The organism is Scandinavium sp. UTDF21-P1B (assembly GCF_040750395.1).
Taxonomy (GTDB): Bacteria; Pseudomonadota; Gammaproteobacteria; order Enterobacterales; family Enterobacteriaceae; genus Scandinavium.
Window position 1 is genome coordinate 66,329 of the sequence record NZ_JBFLVD010000005.1, and the last position, 17,537, is coordinate 83,865.

Sequence of the window (17,537 nt, forward strand, 5' to 3'; positions counted from 1 at the left end):
CTACAACTGTAGCACTTAAGCCCCTGCTGGCGTCGGATCGTCACCCTTCACGTCACGCTTCACTTCCGTCACTTCATCACCTTTTTCATTACGCAGGTGAACTTCGAGCTGGTTAAAGGCGATGTTGATGCCGTTTTCACGACAGAGTCTGTCGATGGTGCGGTTAATCTCATCCACAGTATAGCTGCGGTCACGCAGTTCACGCACGTACAGGCGCAGTTCGTGATCCAGCGTGCTCGGACCAAAGGTGGTAAAGAAGACCGACGGTTCCGGCTCGTGCATCACTTTCGGATGCTCCGAGGCCGCTTTCAGCAGCACTTCTTTGACCTTATCCAGATCCGATCCATACGCCACGCCGAGGCGGATCACCACGCGGGTGATGGTGTCGCTGAGCGACCAGTTGATCAGACGCTCGGTCACAAACGCTTTGTTGGGAATGATCACTTCTTTGCGGTCAAAGTCGGTGATCGTGGTGGCACGAATACGGATCTTACTGACCGAGCCCGAGAAGGTGCCGATCGTAACGGTATCGCCGATGCGCACCGGACGTTCGAACAGAATAATCAGGCCAGAAACGAAGTTCCCGAAGATTTCGCCGAGGCCAAAACCAAGACCGACCGACAGCGCCGCCGCCAGCCACTGCAGCTTATCCCACGACACCCCAAGCGAACCGAACACCGTCATCGCACCAACGGCAATAATGACGTAGTTGAGGATCGTGGTGATGGCGTAAGACGCGCCCTGGCGCATCTTAAGGCGTGAAAGGACCAGCACTTCCAGCAGGCCCGGCAGGTTGCGGATCAGCGCCCAGGAGACAACCGCAGCGATTAGCGCAAACAGCAGGCTACCGAGCGTGACGTTGCGCAGCACTTCCGTCCCCGCTTCGGTGGCGTTGTAGTGCCACAGCGTGATGCTGTCGAGATAGGCGAAGACGGTGATTAAGTCAGACCAGATAGCCCAGAACATCACGCCGAACAGCGCCACCATCACCAGCATGGTGATGCGCAGCGTCTGCTGGTTCACATCTTCCAGCGCAATCGCCGGCTCTTCCGTCGGCTCAGCGCCTTCCGCGCCCTCTTTCACCAGATGCTGGCGGCGTGCCAGCGCACGGCGGTAGGCAATACGCCGGGCCGCCACGCTCAGGCCACGCAGAACCGTCTGGTAAATCAGGTTCCAGATAATGACCAGATAGACGGTTTCAATCCAGCGCCCGGCCAGACGCAGCGTGGTGTAGAAATAGCCCGTGGCGGTGAGCACCAGCAGCGCAACCGGCACGATGGCGAGTGTGGTGATCGTCACCAGGCGCAGGCTATGTGATTCCTTATCACGCCAGCTGTCCCGACACATCGGCCATATCAGTACGGTGATCAGCAGCAGGTTGAGGAAAATGGCGAACTGACCGAGTACGTCATCCATCAGATGCAGTGGCGACAACTCTGCCTCAACAGACCAGAAGTGCAGCGGCAGCAACGCCAGACTGATACGGACAATCTGGCGACGCCAGTGGCTCGTCAGCTGCGGCGGCATGTTGAAGTGTGAAATCGCCACGCCATCCTTTTCCAGCACTTTCCAGCACAGGCCGAAAATCAACCAGAACAGCGCCAGCTTTTTACTGAACGCCCACAGCAGATCGCTGATGTTCAACTGCATTGTCAGCAGAATCAGCCCCACGGCAAGGATAATCATCACCACCGGCAGCGCGCGGATCAGGTCGAGAAGGATTGCCTTAGGCGTATGAAGCTGACTGTCGTTACGCAGCTGTCCGACTTCAGACGCCAGCTGCTGCTGATAGCCTTTCAGCCACGACAGACGCCAGCGAATCAGCCCGGCGATCAGCAGCAGAGGAAGCCCCGCCAGAAACGCGATGAACACCGCGGGCCAGGCTTTTTCCCAGTTCACGGTGATGCTCATTTTGCTGAACTGCTCTTTCAGCGCTGACGGGAAAGATTTGATCCAGTCCCAGTCCATAGGCTTGTTACTGTTCACCCAGAAAATTTGCTGAGTGAGAATAGAGCGCAGGCTTTTTGAGACGCTCATCAGCTGCTGCTGATTCACCTGCAGGTTGATGGCCATCATCAGTTGGCTACCCAGCTGTTTGTTCATCTGATCCAGCAGTTCACGACGCATGTCGATAACCTGGTTCAGCGCATCGGTCACTTCATCATTGACGTCGCTGCTGTGGCCCTCTTCCAGCTTCGCAACGTAATCCTCGTTCTGAAACAGCGCATCGCGCTGCTGATTCACTTCAAACTGTTCCAGGCGCAGATCCGCGATGCGGTTGGTCATGTCTTCCAGTTCGTCGGCAGACGGCAGCGTCTGTTGCTCCTGATAAAGAATGCGCGACAGCAGCAGGCTGCCCTTAAGCATTGAGATCTGTTCTTTAATATTGCGTTCGGACTGCAGCGCGCGGTCGAGCCAGGTTTTGACGCGAATGTTTTGCTGCACCAGCTGGTTGCCGCTTTCCGTCGCCTTGATTAACCGTTCGCTCAGCTGATGGTTAATGTCCAGCTCCTGTTTCACCAGCGGATTAGCCTGAATGCGGGCTGCATCATCAGGGGAAACGGCTTCCTGTGCCGTTTTCTCCGTCAGCGTCAGTCGCTTGCTGCTGACGGCTTCCTGTAACAGCTGCAGCTGGTGCTGCAGGCGGTTACTGTTGGCGGTCACGTAATCTCGCTGTTTTTGCAGGGTATCCTGAAGCGTGGTGTTACCGGCGAGGCTTTTACGCTGCTGATCGAGTTCAGCATTGAGCAACGCCTGCTGCACCAACAGCATGGTTTGCTGCGTCGGACGCAGAGCGTCCTCACCGACGGTGGTGCCATTCAGGCGATTGCGGATTTGCTGTAGCTGTTGCGAGGCGTTGTACATCGTATTCTGTACGCGCTCTGGCTGAGTTTGCAGCGACACCAGCTGACTGTTGTAGGTTGAAAGATCGTTTTGCGCGGTTTGAAGCTGGTCGAGCACATCGTTGATGCGGGCTTCAAGCTGGCGAACAGAAAGCGTATTCAGTACTTTGCGCGTTTCGTCGTCGTTGTCCACATCGCCCAGCGCGCTCAGGCTGTCGGTGGCCTGACGCATTTTGGCTGGCGCCTGGTCTATCTGCTGCTTGAGCAGCGCGGTTTCATCTTTGATGCGATCGATTTTATCGAGCAGCTGCAGGGTATCCGACAGATCCTGCTCAACAAGTTTGTCCTGTGGCGTGAGCTCTTTTTTCCTGGTCAGCGTGGTGAGCTGTTTTTGCACGTCAGCGCGTTCGGGCAGATCGTTCGGCCCCTGCGCCCGCGCCGGGCTGATTCCCAGGACGGTAAAAGAGAAGATAAGGACGACAATTAACGCGGAGAGTGATTTCCGCCAGAATGTGTTGTGCAGCATAGTGTCAGCATGAATGAGTTCAGGGCCGGAATCGCCGGAAGAAAATGCCTGCGCAGAATAGCACTTCTCCTTTGCGCCGAATAGCGGCCCACCTTAGGAATATTCCCGTACTTTTGGGTCATGCGGCTCAGGCAGGCTGATGGGCTCGTAGCGTTGGGCAGAACTGGTACATTTCCAGCAGGATAGCAACGTAATCACGGGCTTCGGTTTTCAGGTTGAAGGTGTCCGGTGAGAAAAGCCAGTTTTCAACGATGCCGGAGATATAGCTACGCATCAAAATAGCGGCGCGGCGGGTCAGTAAATCCACAGGGAGCTGCCCCGCTTTAATGCACTCGTTCAGCGTCGCCTCAATGCGGTCATAGCTTTCCAGACAAAGGTCGCGCTGAGCCTGCTGCACCACGGCCATCTCACCCACAAATTCACATTTGTGAAAGATAATCTCCATCATCAAACGTCGGCGTTCTTCAATCACTGTGGCTTCAAGAATATAGACTAGAATCTCCCTAAGAACTGAGAGTGGATCGCCAGGGAATTTTGCCTGATACTCTGATTCGAGACTGCCGATACTGGATTCTGAGAGCTGCCAGATCTCGCTGAACAAATCTGATTTGTTCTTGAAATGCCAGTAGATTGCGCCTCGGGTGACGCCAGCCGCCTTTGCAATCTCAGCCAACGAGGTGGATGATACCCCCTGTTGAGAAAACAATCGCAGGGCAACATCGAGAATGTGTTGCCGTGTTTCCAACGCTTGTTGTTTGGTTTTTCGTGCCATAGGTTGGTGAATTTACAGAGGTTAGATTTACATACATTTGTGAATGTATGTACCATAGCACGACCATAATATAAAGCAGCAATGGGTTTGTGGACATTTGATCCATTGATCAATTTGAAATCGGACACTCGAGGTTTACATATGAACAAAAACAGAGGGTTAACGCCTCTGGCGGTCGTTCTGATGCTTTCAGGCAGCTTAGCGCTTACAGGATGTGACGACAAACAGGCTCAGCAAGGAGCAGCGCAGACCCCAGAAGTCGGTGTTGTGACGCTCAAAACTGAACCTCTTCAAATCACCACTGAATTACCTGGCCGCACCAGTGCTTTCCGTATCGCAGAAGTTCGCCCTCAGGTGAGCGGTATTATCCTGAAGCGTAACTTTACGGAAGGCGGCGAAATTAAGGCCGGTGAGTCTCTTTATCAGATTGATCCCGCAACCTATCAGGCCTCTTACGACAGCGCTAAAGGCGATTTAGCCAAAGCCGAAGCCGCAGCGAAAGTGGCTCAGCTGACTGCGAGCCGCTACCAAAAGCTGCTGGGCACACAGTACGTCAGCCGTCAGGACTATGACACCGCGCTGTCTGATTCCCTGCAGGCAAATGCTGCCGTCGTGGCTGCAAAAGCCGCAGTGGAAACGGCGCGCATTAACCTCGCCTATACCAAGGTGACTTCACCCATTAGCGGTCGTATCGGTAAATCTTCCGTCACGGAAGGTGCGCTGGTGCAAAACGGCCAGGCTGATGCACTCGCCACCGTTCAGCAGCTCGATCCGATTTATGTTGACGTGACGCAGTCCAGCAACGATTTCCTGCGTCTGAAACAGGAACTCGCCAGCGGGACTCTGCAGCAGGTGAACGGTAAAGCGAAAGTCGATCTCGTCACGCAGGACGGCATCAAATATTCGCAGAGCGGTTCTCTGGAATTCTCCGACGTCACCGTCGATCAGACCACCGGTTCTATCACGCTGCGCGCCGTCTTCCCGAACCCGGACCATACCCTGCTGCCGGGTATGTTCGTACGCGCGAAGCTTGAAGAAGGGACGAACCCTAACGCATTGCTGGTTCCTCAGCAGGGCGTAACCCGTACTCCGCGTGGCGATGCCAGCGCGATGGTGGTGGGTGAAGGCGATAAGGTTGAAGTCCGTCAAATCACCGCCAGTCAGGCTATCGGCGACAAATGGCTGGTTACTGACGGTCTGAAATCCGGCGACCGCGTCATTATTACCGGTTTGCAGAAAGTCAGACCGGGCGCTCAGGTAAAAGCGCAGGAAGTCACTTCTGACAAAGAGCAACAAACCGCAGGTAATGCGGCGTCAGAACAGCCTAAGTCTTAACTTAAACAGGAGCCGTTAAGACATGCCTAATTTCTTTATCGATCGCCCCATATTCGCATGGGTGATCGCCATCATTATTATGCTGGCAGGGGGACTTGCGATCCTCAAATTGCCGGTCGCGCAGTATCCAACGATTGCGCCACCGGCGATTGCCATCACGGCCGTCTATCCCGGAGCGGATGCTGAGACCGTGCAGAATACCGTGACTCAGGTTATCGAACAGAACATGAACGGCATCGATCACCTGATGTACATGTCCTCGAACGGTGACTCCACGGGTACTGCCACCATCACGCTGACTTTTGAATCCGGTACCGATCCGGACATCGCGCAGGTTCAGGTGCAGAACAAACTACAGCTGGCGATGCCGCTTCTGCCGCAGGAAGTTCAGCAGCAGGGCGTGAGCGTTGAAAAAGCATCAAGCAGCTTCCTGATGGTTGTCGGCGTTATCAACACCGATGGTACCATGACCCAGGACGACATCTCCGACTACGTCGCCGCCAACATGAAAGATCCGATCAGCCGTACTTCCGGCGTCGGTGACGTTCAGCTGTTCGGTTCCCAGTACGCGATGCGTATCTGGATGGACCCGAACAAGCTGAATAACTTCCAGTTGACGCCGGTTGACGTGATCAGCGCCCTGAAAGCACAGAACGCCCAGGTCGCAGCCGGTCAGTTAGGCGGTACGCCACCGGTAAAAGGCCAGCAGCTGAACGCCTCAATTGTGGCGCAGACCCGTCTGACCAACACCGAAGAGTTTGGCAAAATTCTGCTGAAGGTGAATCCGGACGGTTCGCAGGTTCGCCTGCGCGACGTGGCGAAAATTGAGCTTGGCGGTGAGAACTATGACATCATCGCGAAGTACAATAACCAGCCGGCATCAGGCCTGGGGATTAAACTGGCCACCGGTGCGAACGCGCTGAACACCGCCGATGCGATTCGCGCTGAGCTGAAGCGTATGGAGCCTTTCTTCCCGTCAGGGATGAAAATTGTTTACCCATACGACACCACCCCGTTCGTGAAAATCTCCATTCATGAAGTGGTGAAAACGCTGGTCGAAGCGATCATCCTGGTGTTCCTCGTGATGTATCTGTTCCTGCAGAACTTCCGTGCGACGCTGATCCCAACCATCGCCGTACCGGTTGTGCTGTTAGGCACGTTCGCGGTGCTTGCAGCCTTCAACTACTCGATAAACACCCTGACGATGTTCGGGATGGTGCTCGCCATCGGCCTGCTGGTGGATGACGCCATCGTGGTGGTGGAAAACGTCGAGCGTGTAATGGCCGAGGAAGGCTTGCCGCCGAAAGAAGCGACCCGTAAATCCATGGGCCAGATTCAGGGCGCGCTGGTCGGGATCGCGATGGTGCTCTCTGCAGTATTCATCCCGATGGCGTTCTTTGGTGGGTCAACCGGCGCGATTTACCGTCAGTTCTCGATCACTATCGTTTCGGCGATGGCGCTGTCGGTACTGGTAGCGTTGATCCTGACCCCTGCCCTGTGTGCCACCATGCTGAAGCCTATTCAGAAAGGCGGCCACGGCGAGCACAAAGGCTTCTTCGGCTGGTTTAACCGCATGTTCGAGAAGAGCACGCACCACTACACCGACAGCGTGGGGAACATTCTGCGCAGCACCGGGCGTTATTTGCTGCTCTATATCATCATCGTGGTCGGCATGGCTTACCTGTTCGTCCGTCTGCCAAGTTCGTTCCTGCCGGATGAAGACCAGGGCGTGTTCCTGAGTATGGCCCAGCTACCAGCCGGGGCAACGCAGGAACGCACGCAGAAAGTGCTGGATGAGATGACCAATTACTATCTCACCAAAGAAAAAGCCAACGTGGAATCCGTGTTCGCGGTTAACGGCTTCGGCTTCGCCGGCCGTGGTCAGAACACCGGTATCGCGTTCGTTTCACTGAAGGACTGGAGCGAACGTCCGGGCGATGAGAACAAAGTGGAAGCTATCACTGGCCGGGCAATGGCGCGCTTCTCGCAGATAAAAGATGCGATGGTGTTTGCCTTCAACCTGCCGGCGATTGTGGAGCTGGGTACGGCAACCGGCTTCGACTTCCAGCTTATCGACCAGGCGGGCCTCGGCCACGAAAAACTGACTCAGGCGCGTAACCAGCTGTTTGGCGAAATTGCCAAACATCCTGACGTGCTGGTCGGTGTGCGTCCGAACGGTCTGGAAGATACGCCACAGTTCAAAATCGATATCGATCAGGAAAAAGCACAGGCGCTGGGCGTCTCCATTAGCGACATCAACACTACGCTGGGTGCGGCCTGGGGTGGCAGCTACGTCAACGACTTCGTTGACCGTGGACGCGTGAAGAAAGTGTACCTGATGTCAGAAGCGCCATACCGTATGCTGCCGAGCGATATTGGCAACTGGTACGTTCGTGGCAGCAATGGCCAGATGGTTCCGTTCTCCGCCTTCTCAACCTCGCGCTGGGAATATGGTTCACCGCGTCTGGAACGTTACAACGGTCTGCCATCGATGGAAATTCTCGGCCAGGCAGCACCGGGTAAGAGTACCGGTGAAGCCATGCTGATGATGGAACAGTTAGCCAGCAAACTGCCAACCGGCGTCGGCTATGACTGGACGGGTATGTCCTATCAGGAACGTCTGTCCGGCAACCAGGCCCCTGCCCTGTACGCCATTTCTCTGATTGTGGTGTTCCTGTGTCTGGCTGCGCTGTATGAGAGCTGGTCAATTCCGTTCTCAGTCATGCTGGTTGTACCGCTTGGTGTGGTCGGGGCGCTGTTAGCCGCCACAATGCGTGGGCTGACCAACGACGTGTACTTCCAGGTAGGCCTGCTGACAACCATTGGCTTGTCGGCGAAGAACGCGATTCTTATCGTGGAATTCGCCAAAGACCTGATGGAGAAAGAAGGCAAAGGGCTCATTGAATCCACGCTTGAAGCCGTGCGTATGCGTCTGCGTCCGATTCTGATGACCTCGCTGGCCTTTATCCTCGGCGTAATGCCGCTGGTTATCAGCACTGGTGCAGGCTCCGGTGCACAGAACGCCGTCGGTACTGGCGTAATGGGCGGGATGGTCACCGCAACCGTGCTGGCAATCTTCTTCGTTCCGGTATTCTTCGTGGTGGTTCGCCGCCGATTCAGCAAGAAAACCGATGATCTGGAGCACAACCATCCGGTAGAGCGCCATTAATACGGGCAAGGCAAAATGAAAAGGGTCGCGAAAGCGGCCCTTCTTTTTTACACCGGACAAATTTTATCGCTCAGGTTTATTTAACTAAGATTCGTATTAAGAAATAATCTTAATAGCGAGGTTAATTCTCCGGACAATATGCGAGGATTCTGATTTGTTTTCAGACAACCCCTTAAGACTCTTCCGAATTTCGGATCGAATACTCAGGATAAATCACCTTGTCATTGGGTGGTCATATACATAACCTAATGAAAAATAAGATGGTCCATAGATATTTAACGTTTTTAATCTGGCTTGTCAGCTATTAGGCGAGATAAAAAAATTGGCGACATCTCAGGTGAATAACCAGTAATTGTAATTTTTCGTAATAGCGCGATGAAATCTTTTTCAGAGTAGATTATAGTTAACGTATCAGGTCACAGCGTATGTTCCGGGTCAGACAGTAGTATCCATCCCACACGGTGTTTGTTGGTTAATCATAAGGGGATGCGTTATGGACGAATACTCGCCAAAAAGACATGATATCGCACAGCTTAAATTTCTCTGTGAAACCTTGTATCATGACTGTCTTGCTAACCTTGAAGAGAATCGCGCAGGCTGGGTGAATGACCCTACGTCAGCCCTTAATCTTCAGCTCAACGAACTGATCGAGCATATTGCTACTTTCGCACTTAATTACAAAATTAAGTACAATGAAGACAATAAACTGATCGCGCAAATTGATGAATATCTGGACGATACTTTTATGTTGTTCAGCAACTATGGCATTAACGCAGAGGATCTGCAGAAATGGCGCAAGTCTGGTAACAGACTGTTTCGCTGTTTCGTCAATCTGAGCCGGACGAACCCGGTCAGCCTCTCTTGTTAAAATTATTACAAGCAAAAAGGTGAAGTTATGTCAGATAAACCTTTAACAAAAATCGATTATTTGATGCGACTACGACGTTGCCAGACGCTCGATACATTAGAACGTGTTATTGAAAAAAATAAATATGAACTTTCCGACAATGAACTGGCTGTTTTTTACTCAGCGGCCGATCACCGTCTTGCCGAACTCACTATGAATAAGCTCTACGACAAAATCCCATCATCTGTATGGAAATTTATTCGCTAATTATCACAACCTGAGATCGTCACCCCTCACCTTCTTTGATAAATAACGCAAAGAGTACTGTGCGACATAAGTCACACACTGACACAGGGAACGTTCCCAATTCATCAGCGAATCGCTACTGTGAGTCTCAGCCTAAGAGGAGAATCACATGAGTGAAGAAAAACGTAAAATGATCGCCGGAGAGCTGTATCGTCCGGGTGATGTCACCCTCCGTGCCGACCGTTTACGCGCCAGAACCCTTCTGCACAGTTACAATCATTCCACGCCTGAGGAAAAAGCTCTGCGCAGTCGCTTGCTGGGTGAACTGCTGGGCCGTGCTCAGGACGCCTATATCGAGCCAACTTTTCGCTGCGATTACGGCTATAACATTTTTCTCGGCAATAATTTCTACGCCAACTTCGACTGCGTAATGCTCGACGTCTGCCCAATCACTATCGGCGACAATTGCATGCTCGCGCCCGGCGTGCATATTTATACTGCCACGCACCCACTGAACGCCGATGAACGCAACAGCGGCGCCGAGTTCGGTAAACCCGTTACCATCGGCAACAGCGTCTGGATTGGCGGGCGCGCCATCATCAACCCGGGCGTCACAATCGGCGATAATGCGGTAATCGCTTCCGGCGCCGTGGTCGTTAAGGATGTACCGGCGAATGCGGTGGTAGGCGGCAACCCGGCGAAGATCATCAAAATGCTCGCCTGACTGTTATGCTTTTCTGCAACCAAACTGTTACTTTTCGCCTGAATCCACGCAACATAAAATGAAGCATCACCCAATTCAGGCATAACAGAAGGCGCAGATGAGCGAAATCCAGCAGCTGCTTACGCAAACCATCAACGAGCTGAACCACGCTGAAAAGCGCGATAACCGTCCGCGCTTCAGTATCAGCTTCATTCGCCGTTTTCCAGGTTTGTTTATCGCCATGTATCTCGGTTTTCTCGCGACATGGGTGGTCATGTACCGTTCGGAAACACTGGCCGATTCGCAATGGCTGCTTGTGGTGCTCTTCATTGTCCTGAACGGCTTCTTCTTTTTCGACGTGGCCCCACGCTATCGCTACGAGGATATCGACGTCCTCGATTTTCGCGTCTGTTACAACGGCGAGTGGTACAACACCCGCTTCGTGCCTGAAGCCCTTATCGACACCATTCTGCACTCTCCGCGCGTGGCGCAGCCGCAGAAAGCTCAACTGCAAAAAATGGTCGCCACCAAGGGTGAGCTGTCGTTCTACGACATCTTTACCCTCGCCCGGGCCGAGTCTGCGCAATCAGCCGGTTAAGCACGCGAATACCAGAGGCAAACCCGGAAGCGGACGTATTGCCGTAGCCCAGTACCAGCCCGGTTTCACCGCACGCAGGGTCGAGATAAAAGCGGCTCAGCGCTGCCGGAGCCATCTGGTACTGGCGCGCCAGATCGACAACCGCCCCGTCATCAATTTCCGCGATTTTTACCGTCAGATGCATCCCGCCCTCTCCTGCAGAAACCTGATGCGGTACGGTGAGTTCCTCTTTCAGCGCAGCCCGCAGCTGAGTCTGGCGTTTGCGATATAAGCGGCGCATCGACGCCAGATGCCGCGCGTAATGTCCTTCCTCAATAAACAGCGCCAGTGCCCGCTGCTCAGCCCGATGTCCTCCACGTAGCAGAGATTCGATGGCCGGCTGCACCGAAGCGGCTAATGCCTTCGGCATCACCATAAAACCAATTCTCAGCGAAGGGAAAAGCGTTTTGCTGAAGGTGCCAAGGTAAACCACCGGTGCGTCAGGCACCATGCCAAGCATCGCCGGGATCGGCACACCGCTGTAGCGAAACTCGCTGTCGTAATCGTCCTCAATAATCCAGGCTTTCGCCTTGCGGGCAAACTCCAGCAGCGCCAGGCGCCGGGTAGCGCTCATTAACGTGCCGAGGGGAAACTGGTGTGAAGGCGATGCGAAGATGAGGCGCGGCGCTGACACATCCATGGTCTGGAAGCACATGCCTTCCTCGTCCACCGGTAAGCCACGGAAGGCAAGGCCGGCAGCGATAAATGCGCTACGGGCACCGAAATAACCTGGATCTTCCAGCCAGGCAAGCTGGCCCCGTTCGCTTAATAACTGCGTACAGAGATTAAGCCCTTCCCGGGCACCTTCGGTGATGACAATCTGACTGGCATCACAGTTGATACCACGCGACAACGCGAGATGACGGGCAATGGCAACCCGCAGCGACGGCTCTCCGGCGGAATCACCATAACCCAACAGCATACTCCCTTCCTCCCTCAGCACGCGGTCAAGCAGGCGTCTCCACAACGGTAAGGGGAAATAGTTGACCGCAGGCATGCCCGGTGTAAAAGCGAGGGTCGGAGAATCTCGTCTTGTACCGGGAGGCAGCAGGTTCAGGTGAGGAGATAATCCAATAACAGGGTGAGAATCAGGGGAGGAAACTGTCGCCTGAGGCAGCGCGGCCACCTGCGATCCTTGCCGATCGCGCAGCAAAAAACCTTCCGTTGTCAGTTGTTCAAGCGCCGCGTTGACGGTATTGCGCGATAAATGCAGCTGTTGCGCAATAGTGCGTGAACCGGGCAAACGACACTGAGGATGGAGCGTCCCCTTAAGAATCGCCTGCCGCAGGGCGTGATAGAGCGTTCGCTGCAGCGTCTCTTCTGCTCGCCGCTGCAGAGCCTGGGTTAATAATGCATAAAATGCGTCGTCCGGGATATTCATCGCGCCTCCTTGTGGTACCACAAGAAGATACGTCAGTGGTTCTTTTTATGGAACCATCCACGCCCTATTCTGCGATGGTGCGTTCACAAAGGAGTCACTATGAGTCAAAAGAATCAGTTTGGTCAGCCCGTTGGTGATGCTTTGCCTGACTGGCAGCCCCGCCCACATCCGCAGCGCGAAACGCTTGATGGCCGGTTATGCCGTCTGGAACCCCTTAGCCAGCACCACGCCGAAGCGCTGTTTGCTGCTTATCAGCTGGCCGAAGACACGCGGGCCTGGACCTGGCTGCTGCGGGAGCCGGACGTAACGCCGGAAAGCTACGCCGCCTGGGTGGAATCGGTACTGGCGCTTCAGGATCCGATTCACTTCGCGGTTATTGATAAACAAACGGGGCAGCCGGTCGGCACGCTCGCGCTGATGCGCATCGACAGCAAAAACGGCGTCGTGGAAGTGGGCCATGTGCACTTTTCACCTCTGCTGAGCCGCACGCCGATGTCCACTGAAGCGCAGTGGCTACTGATGCGCTACGCGTTTGAGACGCTCGGCTATCGCCGCTATGAGTGGAAATGCAACAGCCTGAACGAGCCGTCACGACGCGCCGCGCTGCGTATGGGTTTTCAGTATGAAGGACGTTTTCGCCAGGCGTTGGTCATTAAAGGCCATAACCGCGACACAGACTGGTTCTCGATTATCGACAGTGAATGGCCAGGAGTGAATGGGGCGATGCAGAAATGGCTTGCCGCCGATAATTTCGATACCGACGGCAAGCAGTTGAGTTCCCTGGAAAGTTGGCGACAGCCTTAAAAACTAACGTTTTTTCTTACGCCCCTGCACGGCCTTAAAGCGGGGGTTGGTTTTGCAAATCACATACAGCCGCCCTTTGCGCCGTACAATCTGGCAATCCGGGTGGCGCTGTTTGGCGCTTTTAAGCGAGTTCAGAACCTGCATGGCTAGCTCCGTTTCGCATCAATAAATCCGCCAAAACGCTGACGGAAGCGCGCCATACTGCCTTCGCTGGAGGCTGTTCTTTGCTTCCCGGTATAAAACGGGTGCGACTTCGATGACACGTCCAGAGTGATATACGGGAAAGTTTCCCCTTCCAGCTCAATTTCCTTATCGGTTTTGATCGTTGAACCGACTTTGAAATATTCGTTGGCGCTGGTGTCGTGGAAGACCACGGTGCGGTAGTGCGGATGAATACCGGCTTTCATGATTAACCTCACTTGTTATATTATAACATAACACAAAGATACGCCGACGTTGGCACAAGATCAACCCTGTAAACAAAGCGGTTTTTTGAACGTAAAAAAGGGCGACTGTTGTCGCCCAGATTGATGAATTAAAAGCGTGGGTTATCGTACTGACTCTGCGTAGCGGGCGTTTTCCTGCTGCTTTTGTTCCCGACCGACAAGCCACGTGGTCAGCACGAAAGACAGCACCAGCGCAATCGCCACGCCCGACAGCGCAAACATAAAATACGGGCCGATATACGCAGGCAGGCTGAAAATGCTCGACAGAATGTAGCCGTACAGGCGCACGCCAAAGAAGGCAATAAACGCAGAGGCCAGCGAACTGGCGATCGTCGCGGCAATAAACGCCTTTTTATAGCGGGTCAGCACGCCGAACAACGCCGGCTCGGTAATGCCCAGCAGCGCAGACACCGCCGCCGAAAGCGTTACGGTTCTGTCCTGACGGTCCTTGCTGAGCCGCCAGATGGCAAACGTTGCCCCGGCAATCGCCATATTGGCCATAAACATCATCGGCATCAGCATGTCATAGCCGCGATCGCTGAAGTTTTGCAGCGCAATCGGCGTCATCGCGTGGTGCATACCGGTCAGGATCGCTATCGGACGGATAGCGCCAACCACCAGCCCGGCGAAACTTGCCGAGATGCCGAACAGGCCTTCGATAAACAGCGCCAGCCCTTTACCCAGCCAGATACCAATCGGGCCAATCACCACCAGCGCCGCCAGCGCGCCAATAAACAGCGTCAGCGTCGGCGTGAAGACCGTTTTGAGCACGTCAGGCATAATACTGTCGACCCATTTATGGATGTACTTCAGCGCCAGCACCGAGAAAATCACCGGAATAACGCTTGAGGCATAGTTAAAGACCGACACCGGAATGGCATTCATCAGCCACAGTACGGAAGCGGCGTCCGGCTGGTGCGCCGCCAGCGCTTTTGCCGCATCGATAAGCGTCGGATACATCAGGCAGGCGGCCACCGCCGCGGCCAGGTACTCATTGGTTTTAAAGATTTTCGCCGCCGACACTGCGAGGAAAAACGGCAGGAACCAGAACACGCCGCTGGCGATCAAATCGATAATCATCACCGTATCGCTTTTCGGTGACACCACCTTCAGCGCAATCAGCCCCGCCAGCAGGCCTTTAATCATCCCTGCCCCGGCGATAGCCGGCACGATTGGGCCAAACACACCGGACACCGTGTCCATAAACATCGACACCAGGCTCTTACGTCCCTTATTCGTGGCAGCAGGCTCTGCTATTTGCTGGCCGAATCGGGCCTGCAAGGACTCATACCATTCATTGACCTTCGGTCCGATGATTATCTGAAACTGGTCGCTCTGAAGCTGCGCGCCCAGCACGCCGGGCAGCGTTTTGATTTCACGCAGTTCGATTTTGCTATCATCAATCAAATCAAAGCGTAAGCGGGTCATGCAGTGCCAGACTTTATTGATATTCTCATGCCCACCGACCCGCTGAATAATTTGGTCGATGACGTCTTGCGTCCCCATAGTGACTCCTGCGAAGTGTTCTTTTTTTGGTTATCAGCATCGTAATAAAGCCTGAACAGCAAAACAAACCAATAAAACTTGAAACCGCTCACACTTCGCTACAAGAAAGGATTAAAGAAGCAGAATTATTGATTATTGGTCTGGTTTTTAATTCAATCCCCTCCTCATTTCAGACCAAAATATTTATTCCAGAAAAGAGTTTACTGCTGCCTAAAAATAGGGCGAAGATAACGCATCATTTAATTATTTTCCGTCTTATGCAGGGAGAGATTTTCGTGGAACCGACTCTGATTACCGCCATCGACTGCTTTATCACCCGCCCGGATCGTCACAACCTGGTGACGGTGAGAGTAATGACCGACAAAGGGATTTTCGGCCTCGGCTGCGCCACGTTCCAGCAGCGCCCGCTGGCGGTGAAAACGCTGGTTGATGAGTATCTGCGCCCGCTGCTGCTCGGTCGCGACGCCAACAATATCGAAGATCTCTGGCAGATGATGAACGTGAACGCCTACTGGCGAAACGGCCCGGCAATGAATAACGCCATTGCGGGCGTCGACATGGCGCTGTGGGACATCAAAGCCACGCTCGCCCAAATGCCGCTCTACCAGCTGTTTGGCGGGAAATCCCGCGACGCGATTGCCGCCTATACCCACGCCAGCGGCGAAACGCTGGAACAACTCTATGCTGCGGTCGACATTCTGCTCCAGCAAGGCTACCGCCATATCCGCTGCCAGCTCGGTTTTTATGGCGGAACGCCCACGGATTTACACGCCCCGGAAAATCCGTCGCCGGGGGCCTGGTTCGATCAGGATCAATACATGCGCAATACCGTGGAGATGTTCCGCGCCCTGCGTGAGCGTTACGGCCACCGCTTCCATATTCTGCACGACGTACACGAACGCCTGTTCCCACATCAGGCCGTTCAGCTGGCAAAACAGCTTGAACCGTACCAGCCGTACTTTATTGAAGATATTCTGCCGCCGCAGCAGACGCCGTGGCTGACGCAAATCCGCCAGCAGAGCAGCGTGCCGCTGGCGCTCGGCGAACTGTTCAATAATCCGGCGGAGTGGCACGATCTGATCGTTAACCGGCAGATCGACTTTATTCGCTGCCACGTCTCACAGATTGGCGGCATCACGCCAGCGCTCAAGCTGGCTGTACTGTGCCAGGCCTTTGGCGTGCGACTTGCGTGGCATGGCCCGGGAGACATGACGCCCATCGGCGTGGCGGTAAATACGCACCTCAATATTCATCTGCACAACGCCGCGATTCAGGAATTCATTCCACGCTCGGCCACCACCAATGCGGTGTTCCCCGGCGCACCGGCAGTGAAAGAGGGTTACGTCTACCCGCCGCAGGCTATCGGCATTGGCGTGGGCTTTAATGAAGAGCTGGCCGCGCTTCACCCGGTGGTTTATCGCCCGCATGAATGGACGCAAAGCCGCCTGCCAGACGGCACGATGCACACCCCGTAATCATCCGGGAAGCTGGCGGAAGGCAAGGTTATCGCGGTTGTGTGGAATGACGTAGGTGCAGGTGTAATTGATATCAATAATATCGCTGATCTCATACACCTCACCGCCTTCCAGAATACCGCGGTTGTTGATGTGCATAGCCGGGCTGCCCTTTTTGCAGCCCAGCAGTTCAGCCTGTTCCCGGCTGACGCTCACCGCCCGGTAGGTCGTCAGCATATGCGAAATCAGATAGCCCTTTTGCAGGACATATTGCTGTAACGATCCTTCGATAACCTGCTGATTAAGGTCCGCGAATGCCGCCGAGGGCATACGCGACACCTCAATTTGCACTGGGCTGTCGTCCACATAGCGCAGACGGCAGAACTGCCAGATAAAATCATCCTCCGTTAGCCCGAATATCTGTTGCTCCTCACGGTTCGGACGTTTTTTATGCAGGCTTATCATCCGGTAACGCATCTGGTCGAAACGCTTTTCGGTGATGGAGTTATACACCAGCGGGTTGTTGCGCGCCCGATCGTTAATCCAGCAGCCAGAACCCTGCACAATGCTGACTACGCCAATACTGGCGAGCTTCTCCAGCGCCTGCCTCACCGTAAAGCGCGACACGCCATATTCCTCCGCAAGCTTCCGCTCCGGGGGAAGCTTGCGCGGGCCACCGTCGCCCTGCTGATAAATCTTGCTGAGCAGATCCTGGGTGACGAACTCATTTTTCTTCATCGGGCGCGTCCTGATGATTTCTTTGAAAAAAGACAGTCAGCATTATCATTGCATCTGATGGGCAAACATAACGATTTCAGCAATAAAAGGAAGAGAGGCCCATGACAAGCCACAAGAGATGAAGGCTAAA

The 17,537-nt window shown here is 54.2% G+C and carries 15 protein-coding genes; 8 read left to right on the forward strand and 7 right to left on the reverse strand.

Features of this window, described 5'->3' with window-relative positions; translation table 11 throughout:
- Positions 1-15 precede the first annotated feature (15 nt).
- Together mscK and acrR are read right to left on the reverse strand one after the other, a co-directional pair.
- Positions 16-3,369 (reverse strand): mechanosensitive channel MscK, encoded by a 3,354-nt coding sequence (gene mscK / locus AB1287_RS02035; RefSeq protein WP_435616795.1) that lies wholly within the window; start codon positions 3,367-3,369, stop codon positions 16-18.
- A gap of 127 nt (positions 3,370-3,496) precedes the next feature.
- A complete protein-coding gene (acrR, locus tag AB1287_RS02040; RefSeq protein ID WP_312624702.1) occupies positions 3,497-4,141 on the reverse strand; it encodes a multidrug efflux transporter transcriptional repressor AcrR in 645 nt (214 codons plus the stop codon).
- Positions 4,142-4,282: 141 nt separating this feature from the next.
- Here acrR and acrA point away from each other — a divergent pair, with 141 nt between their 5' ends.
- The 6 genes from acrA (at position 4,283) to AB1287_RS02070 (ending at position 11,039) form a co-directional block, all read left to right on the forward strand.
- Entirely contained in the window at positions 4,283-5,476 is a 1,194-nt protein-coding gene (gene acrA, locus AB1287_RS02045; protein ID WP_312624703.1) for a multidrug efflux RND transporter periplasmic adaptor subunit AcrA, read from the forward strand.
- A gap of 22 nt (positions 5,477-5,498) precedes the next feature.
- Positions 5,499-8,645: a multidrug efflux RND transporter permease subunit AcrB gene (acrB, locus tag AB1287_RS02050; protein ID WP_435616796.1), complete on the forward strand. Its 3,147-nt coding sequence runs from the start codon at positions 5,499-5,501 to the stop codon at positions 8,643-8,645.
- 493 nt (positions 8,646-9,138) lie between these two features.
- The gene (gene tomB, locus AB1287_RS02055) at positions 9,139-9,513 is read left to right on the forward strand and encodes an Hha toxicity modulator TomB (protein ID WP_097161545.1); all 375 of its coding nucleotides are present in this window, start codon (positions 9,139-9,141) and stop codon (positions 9,511-9,513) included.
- Between the two features lie 27 nt (positions 9,514-9,540).
- Complete coding sequence (locus AB1287_RS02060; RefSeq protein ID WP_312624706.1) at positions 9,541-9,759, forward strand: HHA domain-containing protein; 219 nt, start codon at positions 9,541-9,543, stop codon at positions 9,757-9,759.
- A gap of 148 nt (positions 9,760-9,907) precedes the next feature.
- Positions 9,908-10,462, forward strand: coding sequence for a maltose O-acetyltransferase (gene maa / locus AB1287_RS02065; RefSeq protein WP_435616797.1), 555 nt, complete (start codon positions 9,908-9,910; stop codon positions 10,460-10,462).
- 97 nt (positions 10,463-10,559) lie between these two features.
- A complete protein-coding gene (locus AB1287_RS02070) occupies positions 10,560-11,039 on the forward strand; it encodes a YlaC family protein (protein ID WP_312624708.1) in 480 nt (159 codons plus the stop codon).
- Here AB1287_RS02070 and AB1287_RS02075 read toward each other — a convergent pair.
- Positions 10,999-12,459 carry a PLP-dependent aminotransferase family protein gene (locus AB1287_RS02075; RefSeq protein WP_312624709.1) on the reverse strand — a complete coding sequence of 487 codons (1,461 nt, stop codon included), beginning with the start codon at positions 12,457-12,459 and terminating at the stop codon, positions 10,999-11,001. The genes AB1287_RS02070 and AB1287_RS02075 overlap by 41 nt on opposite strands.
- Before the next feature lie 99 nt (positions 12,460-12,558).
- On the opposite strand from AB1287_RS02075, the gene AB1287_RS02080 reads away from it, so the two are divergent.
- The gene (locus AB1287_RS02080) at positions 12,559-13,263 is read left to right on the forward strand and encodes a GNAT family N-acetyltransferase (RefSeq protein ID WP_312624710.1); all 705 of its coding nucleotides are present in this window, start codon (positions 12,559-12,561) and stop codon (positions 13,261-13,263) included.
- A 3-nt stretch (positions 13,264-13,266) separates the two neighbouring features.
- On the opposite strand, the gene ykgO is transcribed toward AB1287_RS02080, so the two are convergent.
- The 3 genes from ykgO to AB1287_RS02095 form a co-directional block, all read right to left on the reverse strand.
- Positions 13,267-13,407 carry a type B 50S ribosomal protein L36 gene (gene ykgO / locus AB1287_RS02085; protein ID WP_312624711.1) on the reverse strand — a complete coding sequence of 47 codons (141 nt, stop codon included), beginning with the start codon at positions 13,405-13,407 and terminating at the stop codon, positions 13,267-13,269.
- 2 nt (positions 13,408-13,409) lie between these two features.
- Entirely contained in the window at positions 13,410-13,670 is a 261-nt protein-coding gene (locus AB1287_RS02090) for a type B 50S ribosomal protein L31 (protein WP_435616798.1), read from the reverse strand.
- A gap of 141 nt (positions 13,671-13,811) precedes the next feature.
- Positions 13,812-15,215 carry a PTS transporter subunit EIIC gene (locus AB1287_RS02095; RefSeq protein WP_435616799.1) on the reverse strand — a complete coding sequence of 468 codons (1,404 nt, stop codon included), beginning with the start codon at positions 15,213-15,215 and terminating at the stop codon, positions 13,812-13,814.
- A 275-nt stretch (positions 15,216-15,490) separates the two neighbouring features.
- Between AB1287_RS02095 and AB1287_RS02100 the strand changes: the two genes are divergently transcribed.
- Entirely contained in the window at positions 15,491-16,690 is a 1,200-nt protein-coding gene (locus AB1287_RS02100; RefSeq protein WP_435616800.1) for an enolase C-terminal domain-like protein, read from the forward strand.
- On the opposite strand, the gene AB1287_RS02105 is transcribed toward AB1287_RS02100, so the two are convergent.
- Positions 16,691-17,407 (reverse strand): GntR family transcriptional regulator, encoded by a 717-nt coding sequence (locus AB1287_RS02105; protein WP_435616801.1) that lies wholly within the window; start codon positions 17,405-17,407, stop codon positions 16,691-16,693.
- Between the last annotated feature and the right edge of the window lie 130 nt (positions 17,408-17,537).